Below are 17,761 nucleotides of genomic sequence, written 5' to 3'. Positions count from 1 at the left end.
CGACGCCCTCTCCCTTCGGTCAGTCCATCATGATCAATCCATTATCCTTAAATGTTTCCTGTTTTTTTCATTTGCTCAGGATAACCATAAGCGCCATGCTCGCTAAGGTCAAGACCGATAATTTCTTGCTCTTCCGTAACGCGGAAGCCCATGATTAGTTTCATAATGCCAAGGATAAGGAACGAGGCTGCGAGTACGAATGCTCCAACAACTACAACGGATTCGAATTGAACCCAAAGCTGCTTCCAGCTGCCCGTATCGATCAAACCGCCTTGACCAACATTAACTTTTTCAGCAAGCGCTTGTGTTGCGAAAATTCCGTTAGCAAGCGTACCCCATACACCGGCTGCGCCGTGAACGGACAAAGCGTAGATTGGATCATCGACTTTAATTTTCTCGAAGAACTTCGCGCTGTAGAATACCAGCACACCAGCTACAAGGCCAATGACTACCGCAGCCCAAGGAGCAACGTAAGCGCAAGATGCCGTGATGGCAACAAGACCTGCAAGCGTACCGTTAAGCATAGATGTAATATCCGCCTTGCCTGTAACTGCCCAAGAAATTAGAAGTGCTGCCACGCCGCCTGCGCCTGCTCCGAGCATCGTGTTAAACGCAACATAACCGAAGAAACCGTCGCCAATAGCTACTGTGCTGCCTGCGTTGAAACCGAACCAGCCAACCCATAGAAGCAATACAGAAAGTGCTGTGAACACTTGGTTATGACCCAAAATTTCATTTGCAGAGCCGTCTTTGTTAAATTTACCGATACGCGGTTTAAGTAAAACCGTTGCTGCGAATGCTGCAAGCGCACCCGTTAAGTGAACGACTGTAGAACCTGCAAAGTCTTGCGCTCCATCTTCAGCGAGCCAGCCGCCGCCCCAGATCCAGTGAGCAACTACCGGGTAAATAATAGCGATGAAGAAAAGTGTAAATACGATATAAGATGAAAGCTTCGCTCTTTCTGCGAAACCGCCCCATGCGATGGAAAGCGATACTGCTGCAAATGCCAGTTGGAACAAGAAGAATACAGTGCTTGGATAGTTTTCGCCTTCTCCCGCAGCTACTGCTGGATCGAAGAAGAAGTTGCCCCAGCCGAACAATGCATTTACTCCGCTATCGCCGCCGAATGAGATACCGTATCCGATTGCCCAATAAATAAGTGCAGCCAAGCCCGTTGTGAAAATCGTTTTCCCTGCAACGTGGCCAGCGTTTTTCATGCGAGTAGAGCCTGTTTCAAGAAGAATGAATCCGCCTTGCATGAGTAGAACTAGAATGAACGAGAGCATAACCCAGAGCGAGTTTAGACCCATGTTCAACGTTGCGGCGGAAGGATCCTCTGCAAACGCCATTACTGGAAACAATAAGGTAAAGATTCCCAAAGCCAACATCGTTTTCTTAATCAATACGACCACTCCCTAAGTGTTATGTTTCCTTACATGAGAGGAAAGACTTAATGTCATTATAGTCAGTAGTGCTCAGTTTGACAATACGTTTTATCGAAATTTATAAAAAAAATCAAACATTCGGCACGAAATATGACACGAACGTTAAGTTTTTAAACAAATCAACCCCAAAACCCCCCATCTTTCCCACTTATTCTTCGCATTTTCACTTTTTTTAGGCATTGACTCCTACTTGTGGAATTCATGATAGTTCCCTCGAACGACTGCTTGTCTGTATTAAAATTAAAAATAAACTTAACATTATATAGAAGGAATAAAATAAAACTTTCTCATATTTATAAGAATGGAAAGATCTAGAGGCATGGTCAAATAACAAGTTTGACTGTACAGTTACTTTCCTATTATCATTAAGAGTATAGTAGTTAACTCACGTTTAATCTATGGTTACACAGAACTGCTTTACAGAATGAAATATAGGGTATGACGGTATTTCACTTTCTTATTATTGAACGAATGGAGGATATAAATATGTACCGGATCGGAGAACTTTCCAAGCTGGCGCAAATCAGCCCGCGAACAATTGATTATTACACCTCAATCGGTCTAATTAAACCTGCAGAGCGTTCTGCCAAAAACTATCGCCTCTACTCCGATGAAACCTTGCAGCGTCTAGAGCGTATTGAACAGATGAAAAAGGATAAATATACTTTAGATGAAATAAAAGCAACAATTGAAAGCTGGAGCAAAATCACACCTGAGGAGCAAGTCTCGCGAAAGCTAACCGACCTGCAGCATCATCTAAGCCAGCTGGAGCGTGAAGTGAAGGAGCTGGAGCCCGTCATCAAGAAGCTCAAGCCCCGTCAGGCCAATCATCTCTACACGCGTCTGATGCCGCAGACAGCAGCCTGTATCGAGGCACTGATGCTGCTCATCAACAAAAGCTCCCTCATGTAGCGGTATATTTCATCACTATAATGGAGGAATGACTCGATGACGTTTATTTACATCCTAATTGTGCTCGCTTTTATATTAACGATTTGGGCACAATTCCGTGTTAAGGGAACCTTTAAGAAATGGACTCGCGTTCAAGCTAACAGCGGTTTAACCGGCTACCAGGCAGCACGGCGAATGCTTGATTCCAACGGTTTACACAATGTGCCTATCGAGCCTGTACGAGGCGTACTCACTGATCACTATGACCCTATTCACCGCGTTGTACGTCTATCGGAGCCCGTTTATTACGAAAATACAATTTCAGCGGTTTCCGTCGCCTGTCATGAGGTCGGACACGCAATCCAGCATGCAGAGCATTACCCTATGCTCGTATTGCGCCACCGCATCTTTCCGGTCGTTAATTTCGCCTCTGGCGTTGCCCCATTCCTATTCATCGCCGGCATCCTTTTCTCGGCACTGAATTTGATCGGGCTTGGCATTATCTTCTTCTCGGTTGCGGTAGCGTTCCAGATCATCACCCTGCCGGTTGAGTTTAACGCCAGCAACCGCGCAAGAGACATTATGATTGCAGAAGGCTTCATTACGAACGATGAGGAACGGGGCGTTGCAAAGGTGCTTAATGCAGCAGCATTAACTTATGTAGCGGCAGCCCTCCTTTCCTTGCTGGAGCTTATAAGATATATATTAATTTTTGTAGGCGGCAGCCGCCAAGAATAACAAAACTTGATACAAAAAAAAGGAGCTGTTTCAAATGGTCTTTGTAGACCATTAGGAACAGCTCCTCTTTTATTTATCTTGCCCGGCTACTTATTTCCCTCTTGAAAATAACGGAGCAAAAAGCCGTGAAATACTTTCGCAACAAGCGGCAGCTTCTCATTTGAACGTCGTATAAGCCCGATTGTTCGTGTCACTTGAGGCCCGGTTACACGCATCTTTGTAGGATGCAGCGGACCCGTGTAGTGCAGCGCCATTTCCGGCAGTAAGCTTACACCCATTCCTGCAGCCACTAATCCGCGTATCGTATCCGTCTCTTCACCCTCAAAGCCGATCTTCGGTGTAAACCCCGCCTCCTGGCAGGCTTCCCAGACGATCGGTCTTAACGAGTAGCCTTCGCTAAACAAAACGAATGTCTCATCCTCCAGCTCCTTCAGCTCAATCGATTCCTTGTCGGATAAACGATGGCCAGGCGGCAATATGGCATATAGCTCTTCAGTGAGCAGCACTTCGCCGCACACAAATTCATGCTCATCGGGAAAAGGAGAGATGAATGCCAAATCTATATCGCCTTTGATCATGTCGCGTATAAGCGACGGATACATCCCCTGCTTAAATCGAAATTTCACATTCGGATGCAGCTTTCGGAAGGCAGCAACGACCTGAGGAATTAATGAAATCCCTAAGCTATGCGGAAAGCCGAGTCTGATTTCACCCTTTTCAGGATCCAGAAATTCATGTATTTCAATGACAGCCCTCTCTAAATCAGCCAAGATGACTTCAGCACGCTTCAGAAAAAGCTGGCCGACAGGCGTCAGCTGCAGGTTTCTTCCCTTTTGAACAAACAGCTTTACGCCAAGCTCTTCTTCCAGCTGGTGAATTTGCCGGCTGACTGCCGATTGCGCCACATGCAGCTCTTCTGCCGCTTGAGTGACATGTTCTTTTTTTGCTACCTTTACAAAATAATAAAGCTGACGAAGTTCCATACCTGTTCGTTTCTCTCCCATATATACAAAGTTTTCATTCAAAGCACTTTATTTCTATGCGTATTCAAGCGGTCGAATACATAGTAAAGAAGGAAGCCAGCCAGAGCGCCTCCAACATGGGCCCACAGGTCAACGCTCGGCACAAGGAAGGAATAAATAACCCCAAAAATTAAAATCGTATAAACCGTCTTGCGCGAGCCCTCATCCAACCTCGACTTCTTGAACAAGGAAATGTATAGAAACGCACCGTAAACACCGTAAATCGCTCCCGAAGCTCCCACACCCACGTGAGTGTCGAAGCCTCCTTCGAGAACGTTGGTCCATGCACTCATTCCATTACCCGCTATGCCGCAAAGTAAATAAAACAAAGCATATTTGACGCTATTTAGAAGACGTTCAAGCGGCGGTGCGAATATTAGCAAGGCAAACATATTGTAAAGCAAATGCTCAATCCCTGAATGCATGAAAATCGAAGTTACATAACGCCACGGCTCCAGCATGCCATACGGATCAAGCTTCGGATTGGTAATAAAGGCGCCATACCGAATCGCATGCAGCCCTTCATTCGGATTACCGTTAATGACAATTACGATAAAATAAATCATATTTAGAGCTATCACAGCAGCCGTAACCGGATAAAGCTTTAAATAAGAGCGAAAGCTTTCATATCGCAAGAAGATCATTAATTCATCACCTTTCCTCTCCAACAATTGGACAAGGCCGTTTCATAACGATTATAATAAATCTGGTATTAACCATTCAATTTAGAGGAGGAATTTTTTCAAATGACACAAGAACGTAATGGAGTCGCCACTTTCAAGGGCAATCCGATCACATTAGTTGGACCAGAACTGAAGACAGGAGACAAGGCTCCTGATTTCATCCTTAACAAATCGCTCGTAGAAAATGTTTCTCTTAAGGACTATTCCGGTAAAATCAAATTAATCAGCGTTGTGCCTTCCATCGATACAGGCGTTTGCGATGCGCAAACTCGCCGTTTTAATGAAGTTGCAGGCTCACTAGGAGATAATGTTGTTGTCCTCACGGTCAGCGTTGACCTTCCTTTCGCACAAGCTCGCTGGTGCGGTGCGGCAGGCATCGACAAAGTCGTTTTACTCTCTGACTACAAAGCACATAGCTTCGGCGAATCATACGGCGCATACATTAAAGAGCTTGGTCTTGATCAACGCTCGATCTTCGTCATCGATGCTAATGACACGATTCAGTATGTTGAATACTTGACTGAAATGACTGAGCACCCGAACTATGAGCAAGCGATCAACGCTGTCAAAGCGCTCGTATAATCAGTATCCTATAGAGCTTATTTTTTCAAATATTGCAAACAAAGCGAGTGAAGGATATCCTTCCTCGCTTTGTTTATGTATTAACTGTTAATTTTAAATGCGGCAAGCTTCTTATCGAGTGTACGGTATAAATCCAGGATGACTCTGTAATTAGAACCAAGATCCCCTAACGATCCGCGGGACGCTGAATAAATATCGACAGCCGATTGCAGCGGGTTTACACTAATGACGGAAACGGTAATGTCCATCGTTCTTCCAAATGCCGTGCGCTTCTCTAGCACAATCTCACCAACGGATTGCACCTCGTGCAGCACCTTATAGCCTTGCATTTTCTTAAGAGTCGATATCACTTCATCCCAAGTCTTATCTTTCGGCAGCTTGTAGAAATGAGATTTGAGCATTGGATCCTTGGCTCTGTCGCCAGTCTGTTCATGACTGCGCAGAAGCCCGATTAAGGTCCGCTTCAACAACAACGATCTCCCCCTCCGGCATCTATGTACATTACTCTATATGATACCATGATTTGTCCAATGAAAAAAGAGCTATCACCGGATTTAACCAGCAAATGCTCTTCATTTGAAAATGAGAACCCGCCTATGCCGTCCGACTCACATGTTTCTGAACCCGCTTACGCAGGTGGGTGACCGCAGAACCGCTTTTGAGATCCCGTTTCGGGGGCATGTCAGCTACGTTTCGATATTGGTCTCCCGTGAAACAGCCATTGGTTCAAAACAGCGTAAAGCCGTAACGAGCATCGCAGGAGGTATTGCTATTATAGACCGAACATAAGAAAAAGTAAACTTTGATCGGTTGTTATTTACTGGAGTCGTTCGAATCATCCTTAACCAAATCGATACGGTCAAGTTCCGCAGCCTTCTCTGCCTCTTCTTCCTCCGCTAAACGCGCTTTCTCCGCTTGATCCTGCAGCTTCTGGTAAATCAAATTGAAATTCCAGAATGCCAAGTAAGCGATGATACTGCCCATAAAGAATGGAATAAGAAACGTAAACCGCGTGCTGAAATAGATGACAGCTCCGCTCATTATTGCAGTCGACAGCGAACGGAAAGGTTTGCCGATCGTAATGAGGACAGCGTTTTTCAGCAATTGAAACGTTTTCATATGATAATGGACAAGCATGGAGAAAAAATTAAATAACGAGACGATTAACAAAACAAGAAAAGCAATGAAGATGTATGACAACAAATTCAATTGATCACGGTATACGATAAAATCAACAATCATAATCGCCAGCAGAATCGTATAAATAATACCGCCAAGCATACTTTGCTTATAATTTTCCTTGTAGGCACGAAAAAAAGTTTTGAACAGCGCAACATCGCTCTCACCCATTACCCATTTGCGAGCAACTGCAAACATTGCCGCAGTGGCTGGAAACAAGGTAAAAGGAGCAATGACAGCCATAGCAATTAACGCGGAATATACCTGACTTTCATCCTGTGAGAAAAGCAGTCCCCACGCAAAGAAAACGAAAGGAATTGAGCAGACTAACCATAATATATTGATAACCGATAACCGCATAATCCATTCGGAAATTCGGTAAAATCCACCCATTAACCCTCTTGGTTCCATCTGATCTGCCTCCAGAATGTAAGATTAATCCTACGGACAATAACAAAAAAAAGAACCGAGAAGTCCGGATGCCCGTTAGGGTCACGGACTTTCTCGGTTTTTTTGGAAAATATATGGGTAAAGATTAATTAGTTGTTTACGTAACCATCGGTTGAGCTTTTCGGACGACGGTTTTCAGTGCGTCCTTCGCTGCTTCTCTTGCCGCCGTAGCCGCCGCTGTTACCGCGTGTCTCGTAGCCGCCGCGCGAGCTGCCGCCAGTACCGCCAGTACCGCCAGTACCGCCGCTGCTGCGTCTGTCATCGCGACCGCGATATCCGCCGCCGCCGCTGCGGTTGCCGCCGTATGATGAGGATGAGCCGCTGCGGTTAAATGGACGTCCATTCGAACGAATGTCCGGTTTACGTTTTTTCGCGCGAAGCGGATCTTCCGGCGTCAATTCGATTTCTACGTTTTTCTTCTCACCTGTCAGCAATTTGATTGCTGCGGAGAGCAAGTGAACGGAATCATATTGCTCAAGCAATTGAATGGAAATCGCTTTATATTCCGTGAACTCTTCGTTCTGTACAACTTCAAGAAGACGTTCAGCCGTTAAGCGTTGCTTACCTTCGATAGCCTCAGCGATGCTTGGAAGCGGCTTGCGGTTCATCTTCTGACGGGTAATTTTCTCGATGAAATGAAGGTGATCGGTTTCACGAGGCGTTACGAACGACCAAGCAGTACCTTCTTTACCTGCGCGGCCTGTACGACCGATACGGTGTACGTAGCTCTCAGGATCTTGCGGAAGGTCAAAGTTGATAACATGCGTTACGCCGGAAACATCGAGACCGCGTGCAGCAACGTCTGTTGCTACCAACACATCGATGCTGCCGTCACGGAATTTGCGCATTACGCTATCCCGTTGGTTTTGAGACAAATCTCCGTGCAAGCCATCAGCCGTGTAACCACGCTTCTGAAGCGCTTCGCTTAGCTCATCAACCCGGCGTTTTGTACGGCCGAAGATGATAGCAAGCTCCGGGGACTCCATATCGAGCAAGCGGCTAAGCGCTTCAAACTTCTGGCGCTCGTGCACCTCGATGTATGATTGCTCAATAGATGGTGCCGTGATTTGCTTCGGAATGACCGAAACATGCTCAGGGTTCTTCAGAAATTGCTGCGCAAGCTTCTGAATATTAACCGGCATCGTTGCGGAGAACAGCATCGTGTGACGCTCTTCAGGCACTTGCTTCAAGATCGATTGGATATCATCCATGAAACCCATGTCAAGCATTTCATCCGCTTCGTCCAAAACAACCGTTTGTACATCATCGAGACGAATCGTCTTACGGTTGATGTGGTCAAGCAAACGTCCTGGTGTTCCAATAATAATTTGAGGCTTCTTCTTCAATGCACGGATTTGACGTCCAATTTCTTGCCCACCGTAAATCGGCAGCGAGCGAAGACCCTTGTATCGAGTTAACTTCCCGATCTCCTCAGCCACTTGAATAGCGAGTTCACGGGTTGGCGTCATTATTAATGCGACAATGCGTTCCTCGCTTGTCGGAATTTTGTTAATGAGCGGAATTCCGAATGCCGCTGTCTTTCCTGTACCCGTTTGTGCTTGGCCAATAAGATCTGTACCTGCCATAGCTATAGGGATCGCTTTGTCTTGAATCGGGGTAGATTCCTCAAATCCAAGTTCGGTAATAGCTTGCAACACTTTCGGTTCTAAGCCAAATTCTGCAAATGTTTTCAAACTTTTCTCATACTCCTTTTATCTTCAGCCTACTTAAGAAATCCAAATCATTATAGCACACATTCAATCGTGAATACCAGTAAACCGATTAAAGCCATACTAAGCGTTACAAAATAAGTAAAACACATATCAGTTGCATTGGGGCGAATGTATTGAATCCACACTCCCTGCGTTACCTAATAACGATACCGATTATGACTGCAGGTTCCCTCCTCATCGCTTTAGGCTTCAATTTATTTCTCATACCACACCAGCTGTTAAGCGGCGGAATATCTGGTATTTCCATGGTGATTGGCTATATAACCGGCGGCAATATCGGCTTGCTTTATTTCATCCTTAATTTGCCTGTCTTGTTATGGGGATGGTTCGCAGTTGGCCATCGATTTATTATGTGGAGCATATACACTGTAATATTGTCTACTTTGTTCCTTCAGATCATCCCGGTCACCCAAATTGCCGAAGATATCGTACTCGGCTCTGTGTTCGGAGGTATTTTAGTCGGCTTTGGCAGCGGCTTAACCTTGCGTTACGGAGGTTCGTCAGGCGGCTTCGATATTATTGCGTCCATCGTTACCCGAAAACGCGATTTGCCGGTGGGAATGATTATTTTTATATTAAATGGCGCCGTCATTGCTTTGCTTGTTATGTTTACCCAAAACTGGGATTCGGCTCTTTACTCGCTCTTGTCCATTTTTTCCGCCGGCAAAGTAGTAGATCTTATCCATGTAAGGCATATTAAATTAACAGCTTTCATCATCACGACCAAAACCGAGGAGCTGCTTGCGAAGCTGCTCTCGCACCCGCGCGGCATTACGATAATTAAAACACGCGGTGCATATTCCCAGGCAGATCGAGATATGCTGATGACTGTAAGAACGAAATATGAATTAGCCGAGCTAAGCAAAACGATCACCTCCATTGACCCTCATGCATTCATTAACATCGTGGAGACGGTGGGCGTCATCGGCGACTTTTCTAAGCCAAAAGACTAAACTATATACGCAAATATGGATTTTACAGAGTATCCCTATGTTTTTGAAAATGATCCTGTTATAATGTTTGTATCCCGTAGCTTTGGTTTCTTGCCATATGATTTCCCCTAAACATTCGATATGAAAGGGTGATGCTCAATGGATATGGAAACGGTCAAATTGTCTCAAATTGTAGAGAAGCTTGCTCCAGAGCTTAGTCCTTTTCTTACTGAACGTGAATTGGACATCAGCATTGTGCTGCGTGACGGTCTCGCGCTACTCGAGCCCGCGGACGCAATGGAAATTGTGCAGCATAGTATTTGTAATCAGCAGAGAGAAGCTTTGTTGCAATGACAATGCGGGACATATGAATTCGCTAGACGCCAGTCGAGTCAAACTCGACTGGCTTTTTGTTTATTTTTCAGCCAAAACAGCTGCCATTATCCGCAAATCAATTTTCTTATTTTCACAAAGAAAAAATGAGCTTGCACGCAAAAATACAACATATACTTTCTTATACGTTCAAAAAAGTTGATGACCGAGACCTGTCAACTGCTTTATAATTTGAACTGAATAGTTAACGAGGGGAGAGCAAAATGGACATCATCATTTCAAGCTTACTGCTGCTGTACAACTTGCTCACCGGAAGCGGAGAACAGAGTGCCGCAACGAAGCAGCTAGCTGTTGTCTACCTAAACACCGCAGCCGGTCAAACGATCATACAACCAGAACTGTCCATAAACGGGACCAAAAATGGAGGAGCCTCCGAAGCAGCAAATGTCAAGAAAGATCCGCAGCCGGATACCCCGCCGATCAAAGGTATTTATGTAACGGCTCACAGCGCCGGCGGTGCGCGTATGGAATCCTTATTAAAGCTTGTTGACAGTTCTGAGCTGAACAGCATGGTTATCGATATTAAAGATGACGACGGGTACATTACATATCCAACGACGACACCCGAGCTGCAAAAGATTGGCGCTTCAATGAAATATATCAGCGACATTAATGGACTTATGCTAACCCTTAAACAGCACGATATTTATCCGATTGCAAGAATCGTCGTATTCAAGGATACGGTGCTGGCCCGCAAGCAGCCCGAGCTCTCGTTCCGCCATCAGGACGGCACGATTTGGAAAAACGGCCGCGGCGACAGCTTCGTGAATCCTTACCGCAAGGAGGTTTGGGATTATAACATCGCCGTCGCGAAGGAAGCGGCAAAGCTTGGCTTTATGGAGATCCAATTCGACTATGTGCGTTTTCCCGAAGGCTTTGAGAAAAAAGCAGCCAATCTTAGCTATAACAAAACGGAACAAAGCCGCGTCGATGCGGTCGCCGGCTTCGTTAAATACGCCCGCGAGCAGCTTGAGCCGCTTGGCGTGCGCGTTTCGGTCGACATATTCGGATACGCTGCATCTGTGCCTGCAGCCGAAGGGATCGGCCAGGATTTCGTGAAAATATCGAATGATGTTCATGTTATTTCACCTATGGTTTATCCAAGTCACTACAGCACAGGCTGGTTTAAGCAGAAGGATCCGGACCGAAGCCCTTATGAGATCATAAAAGGAGCTATGCTCGACACACATAAAAAGCTTGATCCAACCTTGGATCTTAAGCCGATCATTCGGCCATGGATTCAAGATTTCACAGCAAGCTGGTTAGGTACTGGTCATTATATGAAGTATGGCAAAGCCGAGGTCGAAGCACAAATTAAAGCGCTTCATGACACTGGCATTCAAGAGTACCTGCTCTGGAATGCGGGCAATAAATACTCCCCTGGCGTTGTGTATAAGTAACCGTAACGGCCTTTGTAATAAAAAAATCCACCATCGCTATCGCAGCGCCGGTGGATTTTTTTAGAGCGGAAATGGTTCTATTATTGGGACAAACGAAGGGCCAGCTCATACATACCCATGTCAAACGGCTTCTTCGTGTTTACTACGGTATCGATATCCGTCGTTACAAGCTCACCGCGAATGACGCCGCATGCTTTGCCTGAGTCGCCAGCCATCAGCTGTCTTACTGCAAAATCTCCAAGCCGGCTTGCCAAAATGCGGTCGATTGCCGTTGGCGTTCCGCCGCGTTGAATGTGGCCAAGCACCGTCACGCGCGGCTCAATGCCGCTGTTAGCCGTTATTTGACGTGCGACTTCCTCGCCCTTACCTGCGCCTTCTGCGACAACGATAATACTATGACGCTTACCTTTGGCAAAATTCGTCTTCATACGATCAGCAACCTCAGTAAGCTCGAACGATACCTCAGGTACGAGAATCGTCTCCGCACCGCTCGCAAGACCGGCATAAAGCGCGATATCGCCGCAATGACGTCCCATAACCTCCACGATTGACGAACGTTCATGCGAAGACATCGTATCGCGGATTTTGTTAATCGCATCAACTACAATGCTAACCGCGGTATCAAAGCCGATCGTGATATCAGTAAACGGGATATCGTTGTCAATTGTACCCGGGAGACCCATCGTCTTAATGCCCAGCTTGCTCAGCTTGTTCGCACCTTGGTAAGAGCCGTCGCCGCCAATAACGACCAAGCCGTCAATACCTCTAGAGCGAAGGACTTCCGCTCCGCGCTGCTGCCCTTCCGCTGTCATAAACTCCTTACAACGCGCTGTTTGCAAAATCGTCCCGCCGCGTTGGATAATGTCGCCTACGCTTCGCAAATCCATTTGGCGCAAATCATCGTTAATAAGTCCTTGATAGCCGCGTTGAACACCGTAAACATCTAAACCGTGAAATAATGCGCTCCTTACAACAGCTCTAACAGCTGCGTTCATTCCTTGCGAATCTCCTCCGCTTGTCAGTACTGCGATTGATTTGACTGCAGACATGGTCCATTCCTCCACATTGTCTTTTTTATAGTTAGGCCTGTTGTTTCCGAATCCAGATGCTGTTTATAAGGAAAAACAGACGCGTTAGCGGACTGTTCTTCATTAGCCTCCTCGAAACATCTCTGACATCCGCCTGGCGGCGGACCTTCGGGTCTGACAAATATAAGGCTAGCAGCCCTTCAATGATCAAACGATGAAAACGGGAAGCAGGAAGCTGCTTCACATCCTCACGCGCCCGGTTCACGATGGTTCCAAGGCGCTCAACAAGCAGACTTTCAGTATCATAATAATTGCAAAAATTCAGATCTCCGCCTGCATAATCCTCTGCCTGATCGATTAAATAATCGAGCAAAATATGGAGGCCGCATACATGCGGAAAGTAAATATTTTTGATCGCGGCCGCGTCCTGTTCGGATAGACGGTCCTCGCTAGCTGCCAGAAACAGCATAAACATGCCTAGCGTCGAGCCTGTAGCCGCAGCAAATTCATTCCAGTGCAGATTCGGATAGCTGCTGCGGTGCAGCTCCCACCATGCGAGCAAATGCTCCTCGCGCAACTCTTTGCGAATGTGCTTGTACACTTGCAAATCACCATATAGGCCGACCAGCTCGGTCACATGCTGCTGCACGTTTCTATAGGAAGGCAACTGCGCAATATGTATTTGACACGTCCGAACGAGATGATGCAAGTAACCGCCATCGTCCTTCTCGTTACGCAAAGCGTAATAATCCTGAAGCCGGGCTTCGGGATTGATGGCATCGAGCATCGATTGATGCAGTAATCGAAAATCATCCGAATCCAGAGAAGTGCTGCGGTCGCATAGATTGTCCAAGTAGTCGCTAATAGTTTGCAGAGCGACAATTAGCGGAATAAGCACATGTCTGCGCTCTAAATTTGCAGCTGCGTATACACCGCCACCTTGGCAATGAAACTTCTTGCTGTCCATGCTGTTAAGAGCCTGCGTTCGCAGCTCAGCATCGGGTATCCTCTCCGCGATGAGACGATGCGTGCCTAGCTCCCGTTCCACTTCGGGTAGAACATATTTATATACACGATGCATGAGCTTTAACGGGCTCTGGGGCACCCGATTGCCTGTTAAAGTCGTCAATCTCACGATGCACCCTCCTCAAATTCATGTTCATGAATGTCGGCGTGATTCTAATTGCTGGTCAATACGATACCAAATGTGCAGATCATTAATCCTACTTGCATAATCGGCAATTTCGTAGTTTAGTAAACAGGATTGCTCAAAGCTGTCTTCATCAAACAGCTGAGCTTGCTTTAAGTTAATGAGCTGTTCAAATTCAATAATTCGGTCAGGAATCGTCCCTCGTATAAGCTCCCACTGCTCAACGATCGCAAGCTGCTTATTTGGTTCATACTGCTCCCATTCCATTTCCATCACGGGAATACGGATCCGAAGCCGTTCATTCCAGTCAAAACGATAAGCTCCCATTGTAAACCTCCACATCTAAATGTACCATTTCGACTCATAATAATCCAGCTTCAAATCTCATTGGTACGAATACCAAATCATGTTATACTAATATTCATATTGTTTAAGACAGGAATGGAGTGTGCATTCTACGATGGATACATCAGAGATAGCCCGAGTAGTGCCCTCTAAGACAGCGCGCAAGGAGACTTTTTCGCTGCGTATATACAGCTTCTCCGCTTATTCTACGGCGGCGATGGTCGTCTCCTTTATACCGCTATATTTTTTGGATAGAGGCTTTTCAGAGCAGCAAATCGGCATTATTTATTCGACCGGACCATTCATATCAATCTTCGCCAACATCATTTTAGGCATGGCTAGCGACAAATACCGAACGATCAAAAAGCTGCTTATGCTTCTGCTGTTCGGTCAACTCGTCATGATATCGCTGCTTTTCCCCATTGAAAATTTTGCGCTTGTATGCCTTGTCATGATGGGCTTTTATTTTTTTCAGACACCGATAAATCCGTTAAGCGACAGCTTGCTTCTATTGTCCAGTCAGTATACCGGAACGCCCTATGCGCTTATTCGTATTTTCGGATCGCTTGGCTTTGCTGTAACGGCGTATACGTTCGGTCTCATTCTAAAGGGGATCGGCTCACATTGGACGCTCCCGCTTGCCCTTTGCACGATTGCAATCACGCTCATTCTAACAACTAGAATCAAGGATTATCAGGGAACCGCCCGCAAAATCGACTTCACCGGATTTTTTAAGCTTCTCCGCCAGCGCGATGTACTGTTATTCTTTTTAATCATATTGACGATATCCATTCCACACCGGATGTACGAAGGCTTTCTTGCCGTCTCTATGCGTCAAATGGGCGCCAGTGATTCGCTCGTCGGGCTTGCATGGCTCGTGTCCGCCTTGAGCGAGATTCCGATTTTGTATCTGCTCGGCAAATACGGCCACAAATTTAAAGAGCTCCCGCTGCTCATGATCGCATCCATCATGTACGCGGTGCGCCTTTGGCTGCTCAGCGATATTCAAGATCCGCGCTGGGTCATCGCAACGCAAGCGATGCACAGCATCTCGTTCGGCATTTATTTCTCTACCGCGCTGCGCTACTTGTCGCAACTCATACCTGACGAGTACCGCGCTTCCGGACAAGCCGTTTATGCCGTCGTCTGGACGGGGCTTGCGGGTGTGATCAGCGGGATGTTCGGCGGCTATATTTATGAGCATTTTGGACGTGAAGTTTTCTTCCAAATGGGTGCCGGCTTTGCGCTCGTTGCCGCAGCGGCCTTTTTTACCCGTTACTATATCAGCCGGTTAGACCGTTAATAGGCCTTAACAATAGCAAACAGGGCTGCTCCGTGAAGCGTGTATATCACACGCTTAGGTAGCAGCCCTGTTTCTATGACTGGAGGTACAGCCTACTCGGCAATTTCAAAATTAGAATATACGTCCTGCACATCGTCATTATCTTCAAAAGCATCCATCATCTTAAGCAGCTTGTCCGCATTCTCGCCTTCTACCTTGACCATATTTTGAGGCAGCCACCTTACACCGGCATTTACGAAGGAAAAGCCATCCTTCTCAAGCGCGTTTTTCACCTGCTCAAACTCATGCGGATGCGTCAAAATTTCAAAGCTGTCATCATTAACGACAACATCCTCCGCACCGGCTTCAAGTGAAATCATCATCATCGAATCCTCGTCGGTCTCATGAACTTCACGATCCACAACAAGCAGTCCTTTATGATCAAACATATAGCCTACGCAGCCGCTCTCGCCCATGTTTCCGCCGCGCTTGTTAAACGCGGAGCGGACGTCGGCAGCCGTCCGGTTCCGATTGTCGGTCAAGCATTTAACCATAATGGCTACGCCGCCTGGCCCATAGCCTTCATACATGATTTCCTCGTATTCAACGCCATCTCCAGCGCCAGCAGCCTTCTTAATCGCCCGTTCGATATTATCGTTCGGCATTTGCTCTGCTCTTGCATTGGCAATCGCCGTCTTCAGACCGAAATTAGAATCCGGATTCGGTCCACCTCTGCGCGCTTGAACGTAAATTTCACGTCCGAGCTTAACGAACTTGTTATTTTTAGCCTGATCGGCCTTACCTTTACGGTCTTTGAACAATTTGAATTTCATTATGCTCGCTCCCCTGACAAAGTTTCCAAGCAACAGTTTATCACCGCAGACACGACTTGGTCAATGAAAGCGAGCGCGCGCGCGCTTCAGCTGGAAGCAAAAATCAGCTCTTCCATATTTATAAATCATTGCATTACTTTAAAAAAGGGCCCCCTGTCGCCAGGGAGCCCTTTTCAATCGTTCATTCGCACATTGTTCCTATAGTTTAGTGACGTTGGCCGCTTGAGCACCGCGGTTACCCTCAGTAATGTCGAATTCGACCGCTTGCCCTTCATCTAAAGATTTGAAACCTTCGCCTTGAATCGCTGAGAAATGCACGAAGACGTCTTCTCCACCCTCTGTTTGGATGAAGCCGTAGCCTTTCTCCGCATTAAACCATTTAACTGTTCCTTTCAATTGAACAACCTCCTAAATATAACCGCCCTTTTGAGATGGCGAGTAAAATTATTATATCGATCCAAAAAAGAAAAAGCAATTAAAGTAAAATTTTCAAATATTGACTCGATCCAGGAATAAAAGGAAGCCTTGAAGGAAACAATTCTGTCCTGCCTCCATTCGCCGATATCGTCTCAAGCAGCTGCTCGAGCTCGGGATACGGCTCCCAATTTAATGAGATAAGCGGATAAATGCGTATTTGACCGCCGGGCTTACAGATGCGCATTAGCTCTAAAATAGCCTCTATATGAAAATCAGGTCCGAATTGATTCGCGTACAAAAACATAAAATGACTGCAAAGCACAAGTGAAAATTGATCATCCGTGAATGGAAGCTCAGGCAGCATGCCATATACATAGTGATCCGTTTCGGAGCTGCCTTGTACATGGGCAGCAAATCGCTCTATGGACGCTTCCCGGCCTGCGCGATGGTTATCAAGCGAGCCATAAAAGCTCCAGTCAAAATTTTCTTTTATTTTTGCAAGCTTAGCAGTCGATGTATCGATCTCCTGCTCGGCCTCTTTGATCCACGCTTCAATCCCCGCTCCGTACCTTGGATCTACAGCATATGCCGAATACCCTCTAGCGTTTGCCTCTGCTGTAAAAGAAGAGCCGCCTGCCGCTACATCAAGCACCGTACCATTCTCCAAATCCGATTGCTGCAAATCGAACATTCTAATATATTCCTCGTAGCTTCTGCATGTCATAGCGACACCAATTTGCTCGTAACCCTGCTTACCCATTCGTGCTCTCTCCTCTTCTCGTCTCATCAAATCTCGTCTCTATTGAGCTTGCTTATTGCGCTGCCGTATTGATTACAGCCTTCATAATGGCTATGATGATAATAATACCATAATTAACTACTACAAAGGTGGAAAGTACACATGTTCAAAAAACACGAAATTTATAAGACCGACAAATACAATATGCTGACTGTAGAAGTACAAGGCAAAACGCTCATCGTTCGGGAAATCTCCGATCAATGGGGAGAAGACACCCATACGTTCATAAGCCGTCCAGAAATGCTGCATTGGGCGCAAAACCGGTTTCGCGCTTCCGACTTTGCAGGCCGCGAAGAAGAATTAGAATCGATTATGCGCGCTTTGAAGGAAGTATAATCCTTACGGTTCTTTCCATGAGGCAGGAAAATTTACCCTTTGCGGCGAACATAACGTTACGCCGCATTGCATAGGTAAAATGATGATGCTGCCAGTCCAGCCAGTTTATTTTCAGGAGGCCTT

At 46.2% G+C, this 17,761-nt stretch carries 20 protein-coding genes and 1 other RNA gene; 8 read left to right on the top strand and 13 right to left on the bottom strand.

All coding sequences use genetic code 11. The annotated features are described in order from the left end of the window. Positions 1-47: 47 nt before the first annotated feature. Entirely contained in the window at positions 48-1,403 is a 1,356-nt protein-coding gene (locus ASG81_RS00180; RefSeq protein WP_056627339.1) for an ammonium transporter, read from the bottom strand. 528 nt (positions 1,404-1,931) lie between these two features. Here ASG81_RS00180 and ASG81_RS00175 point away from each other — a divergent pair. Then, the gene (locus tag ASG81_RS00175; RefSeq protein ID WP_235548688.1) at positions 1,932-2,357 is read left to right on the top strand and encodes a MerR family transcriptional regulator; all 426 of its coding nucleotides are present in this window, start codon (positions 1,932-1,934) and stop codon (positions 2,355-2,357) included. 36 nt (positions 2,358-2,393) lie between these two features. Next, the gene (locus tag ASG81_RS00170) at positions 2,394-3,074 is read left to right on the top strand and encodes a zinc metallopeptidase (protein ID WP_056627337.1); all 681 of its coding nucleotides are present in this window, start codon (positions 2,394-2,396) and stop codon (positions 3,072-3,074) included. A gap of 86 nt (positions 3,075-3,160) precedes the next feature. Here the strand turns inward: ASG81_RS00170 and ASG81_RS00165 are convergent, their stop codons facing one another. Together ASG81_RS00165 and ASG81_RS00160 are read right to left on the bottom strand one after the other, a co-directional pair. Further along, positions 3,161-4,057, bottom strand: a complete 897-nt coding sequence (locus tag ASG81_RS00165) for a LysR family transcriptional regulator (protein ID WP_056627334.1) — start codon at positions 4,055-4,057, stop codon at positions 3,161-3,163. Positions 4,058-4,095: 38 nt separating this feature from the next. Beyond that, positions 4,096-4,740 carry a rhomboid family intramembrane serine protease gene (locus ASG81_RS00160; RefSeq protein ID WP_056627331.1) on the bottom strand — a complete coding sequence of 215 codons (645 nt, stop codon included), beginning with the start codon at positions 4,738-4,740 and terminating at the stop codon, positions 4,096-4,098. 102 nt (positions 4,741-4,842) lie between these two features. Here ASG81_RS00160 and tpx point away from each other — a divergent pair, with 102 nt between their 5' ends. Then, positions 4,843-5,361: a thiol peroxidase gene (gene tpx, locus ASG81_RS00155; protein WP_056627328.1), complete on the top strand. Its 519-nt coding sequence runs from the start codon at positions 4,843-4,845 to the stop codon at positions 5,359-5,361. An 80-nt stretch (positions 5,362-5,441) separates the two neighbouring features. On the opposite strand, the gene ASG81_RS00150 is transcribed toward tpx, so the two are convergent. The 4 genes from ASG81_RS00150 to ASG81_RS00140 form a co-directional block, all read right to left on the bottom strand. Beyond that, a complete protein-coding gene (locus tag ASG81_RS00150; protein ID WP_081417032.1) occupies positions 5,442-5,831 on the bottom strand; it encodes a DUF1499 domain-containing protein in 390 nt (129 codons plus the stop codon). Positions 5,832-5,944: 113 nt separating this feature from the next. Beyond that, positions 5,945-6,127, bottom strand: a non-coding RNA gene (gene ssrS, locus ASG81_RS29500) — 6S RNA. A gap of 47 nt (positions 6,128-6,174) precedes the next feature. Beyond that, positions 6,175-6,951: a YesL family protein gene (locus ASG81_RS00145; RefSeq protein ID WP_056627322.1), complete on the bottom strand. Its 777-nt coding sequence runs from the start codon at positions 6,949-6,951 to the stop codon at positions 6,175-6,177. A 128-nt stretch (positions 6,952-7,079) separates the two neighbouring features. Continuing rightward, positions 7,080-8,684: a DEAD/DEAH box helicase gene (locus ASG81_RS00140; RefSeq protein WP_056627320.1), complete on the bottom strand. Its 1,605-nt coding sequence runs from the start codon at positions 8,682-8,684 to the stop codon at positions 7,080-7,082. Positions 8,685-8,878: 194 nt separating this feature from the next. Between ASG81_RS00140 and ASG81_RS00135 the strand changes: the two genes are divergently transcribed. The 3 genes from ASG81_RS00135 (at position 8,879) to ASG81_RS00125 (ending at position 11,448) form a co-directional block, all read left to right on the top strand. After that, entirely contained in the window at positions 8,879-9,676 is a 798-nt protein-coding gene (locus tag ASG81_RS00135) for a YitT family protein (protein WP_056628254.1), read from the top strand. A 138-nt stretch (positions 9,677-9,814) separates the two neighbouring features. Next, positions 9,815-10,009 carry a hypothetical protein gene (locus ASG81_RS00130; RefSeq protein WP_056627316.1) on the top strand — a complete coding sequence of 65 codons (195 nt, stop codon included), beginning with the start codon at positions 9,815-9,817 and terminating at the stop codon, positions 10,007-10,009. Positions 10,010-10,251: 242 nt separating this feature from the next. After that, positions 10,252-11,448, top strand: a complete 1,197-nt coding sequence (locus tag ASG81_RS00125) for a putative glycoside hydrolase (RefSeq protein ID WP_056627314.1) — start codon at positions 10,252-10,254, stop codon at positions 11,446-11,448. Positions 11,449-11,528: 80 nt separating this feature from the next. On the opposite strand, the gene pfkA is transcribed toward ASG81_RS00125, so the two are convergent. The 3 genes from pfkA to ASG81_RS00110 all read right to left on the bottom strand — a co-directional run bounded on the left by pfkA (position 11,529) and on the right by ASG81_RS00110 (position 13,953). Next, positions 11,529-12,497 (bottom strand): 6-phosphofructokinase, encoded by a 969-nt coding sequence (pfkA, locus tag ASG81_RS00120; RefSeq protein WP_056627311.1) that lies wholly within the window; start codon positions 12,495-12,497, stop codon positions 11,529-11,531. Positions 12,498-12,528: 31 nt separating this feature from the next. Continuing rightward, complete coding sequence (locus ASG81_RS00115) at positions 12,529-13,557, bottom strand: tetraprenyl-beta-curcumene synthase family protein (RefSeq protein WP_155971086.1); 1,029 nt, start codon at positions 13,555-13,557, stop codon at positions 12,529-12,531. Positions 13,558-13,635: 78 nt separating this feature from the next. Next, complete coding sequence (locus tag ASG81_RS00110; protein ID WP_056627305.1) at positions 13,636-13,953, bottom strand: hypothetical protein; 318 nt, start codon at positions 13,951-13,953, stop codon at positions 13,636-13,638. A 133-nt stretch (positions 13,954-14,086) separates the two neighbouring features. Between ASG81_RS00110 and ASG81_RS00105 the strand changes: the two genes are divergently transcribed. Next, a complete protein-coding gene (locus ASG81_RS00105) occupies positions 14,087-15,274 on the top strand; it encodes an MFS transporter (RefSeq protein WP_056627302.1) in 1,188 nt (395 codons plus the stop codon). Between the two features lie 92 nt (positions 15,275-15,366). Here the strand turns inward: ASG81_RS00105 and ASG81_RS00100 are convergent, their stop codons facing one another. The 3 genes from ASG81_RS00100 to ASG81_RS00090 form a co-directional block, all read right to left on the bottom strand. After that, positions 15,367-16,086 (bottom strand): YebC/PmpR family DNA-binding transcriptional regulator, encoded by a 720-nt coding sequence (locus tag ASG81_RS00100; RefSeq protein WP_056627300.1) that lies wholly within the window; start codon positions 16,084-16,086, stop codon positions 15,367-15,369. Positions 16,087-16,284: 198 nt separating this feature from the next. Beyond that, positions 16,285-16,482, bottom strand: a complete 198-nt coding sequence (locus ASG81_RS00095; RefSeq protein ID WP_056627297.1) for a cold shock domain-containing protein — start codon at positions 16,480-16,482, stop codon at positions 16,285-16,287. A gap of 79 nt (positions 16,483-16,561) precedes the next feature. After that, positions 16,562-17,263: a class I SAM-dependent methyltransferase gene (locus ASG81_RS00090; RefSeq protein ID WP_200961392.1), complete on the bottom strand. Its 702-nt coding sequence runs from the start codon at positions 17,261-17,263 to the stop codon at positions 16,562-16,564. 141 nt (positions 17,264-17,404) lie between these two features. Here ASG81_RS00090 and ASG81_RS00085 point away from each other — a divergent pair, with 141 nt between their 5' ends. Then, positions 17,405-17,638, top strand: a complete 234-nt coding sequence (locus ASG81_RS00085; RefSeq protein ID WP_056627292.1) for a hypothetical protein — start codon at positions 17,405-17,407, stop codon at positions 17,636-17,638. The last annotated feature ends 123 nt before the right edge of the window (positions 17,639-17,761 follow it).

The organism is Paenibacillus sp. Soil522, assembly GCF_001428245.1.
In the GTDB taxonomy this organism is placed as follows: Bacteria; Bacillota; Bacilli; order Paenibacillales; family Paenibacillaceae; genus Pristimantibacillus.
This window is presented reverse-complemented; position numbering and strand designations above follow the sequence as displayed.

Excerpts from the sequence above, each read along its gene's own strand:
- ASG81_RS00170 (WP_056627337.1), top strand. The coding sequence starts at position 2,394 with ATGACGTTTATTTACATCCTAATTGTGCTCGCTTTTATATTAACGATT.
- tpx (WP_056627328.1), top strand. The coding sequence starts at position 4,843 with ATGACACAAGAACGTAATGGAGTCGCCACTTTCAAGGGCAATCCGATC.
- ASG81_RS00130 (WP_056627316.1), top strand. The coding sequence starts at position 9,815 with ATGGATATGGAAACGGTCAAATTGTCTCAAATTGTAGAGAAGCTTGCT.
- ASG81_RS00085 (WP_056627292.1), top strand. The coding sequence starts at position 17,405 with ATGTTCAAAAAACACGAAATTTATAAGACCGACAAATACAATATGCTG.
- ASG81_RS00110 (WP_056627305.1), bottom strand. The coding sequence starts at position 13,953 with ATGGGAGCTTATCGTTTTGACTGGAATGAACGGCTTCGGATCCGTATT.
- ASG81_RS00135 (WP_056628254.1), top strand. The coding sequence starts at position 8,879 with ATGACTGCAGGTTCCCTCCTCATCGCTTTAGGCTTCAATTTATTTCTC.
- ASG81_RS00105 (WP_056627302.1), top strand. The coding sequence starts at position 14,087 with ATGGATACATCAGAGATAGCCCGAGTAGTGCCCTCTAAGACAGCGCGC.
- ASG81_RS00100 (WP_056627300.1), bottom strand. The coding sequence starts at position 16,086 with ATGAAATTCAAATTGTTCAAAGACCGTAAAGGTAAGGCCGATCAGGCT.
- pfkA (WP_056627311.1), bottom strand. The coding sequence starts at position 12,497 with ATGTCTGCAGTCAAATCAATCGCAGTACTGACAAGCGGAGGAGATTCG.
- ASG81_RS00160 (WP_056627331.1), bottom strand. The coding sequence starts at position 4,740 with ATGATCTTCTTGCGATATGAAAGCTTTCGCTCTTATTTAAAGCTTTAT.
- ASG81_RS00145 (WP_056627322.1), bottom strand. The coding sequence starts at position 6,951 with ATGGAACCAAGAGGGTTAATGGGTGGATTTTACCGAATTTCCGAATGG.
- ASG81_RS00165 (WP_056627334.1), bottom strand. The coding sequence starts at position 4,057 with ATGGAACTTCGTCAGCTTTATTATTTTGTAAAGGTAGCAAAAAAAGAA.
- ASG81_RS00175 (WP_235548688.1), top strand. The coding sequence starts at position 1,932 with ATGTACCGGATCGGAGAACTTTCCAAGCTGGCGCAAATCAGCCCGCGA.
- ASG81_RS00115 (WP_155971086.1), bottom strand. The coding sequence starts at position 13,557 with ATGCATCGTGTATATAAATATGTTCTACCCGAAGTGGAACGGGAGCTA.
- ASG81_RS00090 (WP_200961392.1), bottom strand. The coding sequence starts at position 17,263 with ATGGGTAAGCAGGGTTACGAGCAAATTGGTGTCGCTATGACATGCAGA.
- ASG81_RS00125 (WP_056627314.1), top strand. The coding sequence starts at position 10,252 with ATGGACATCATCATTTCAAGCTTACTGCTGCTGTACAACTTGCTCACC.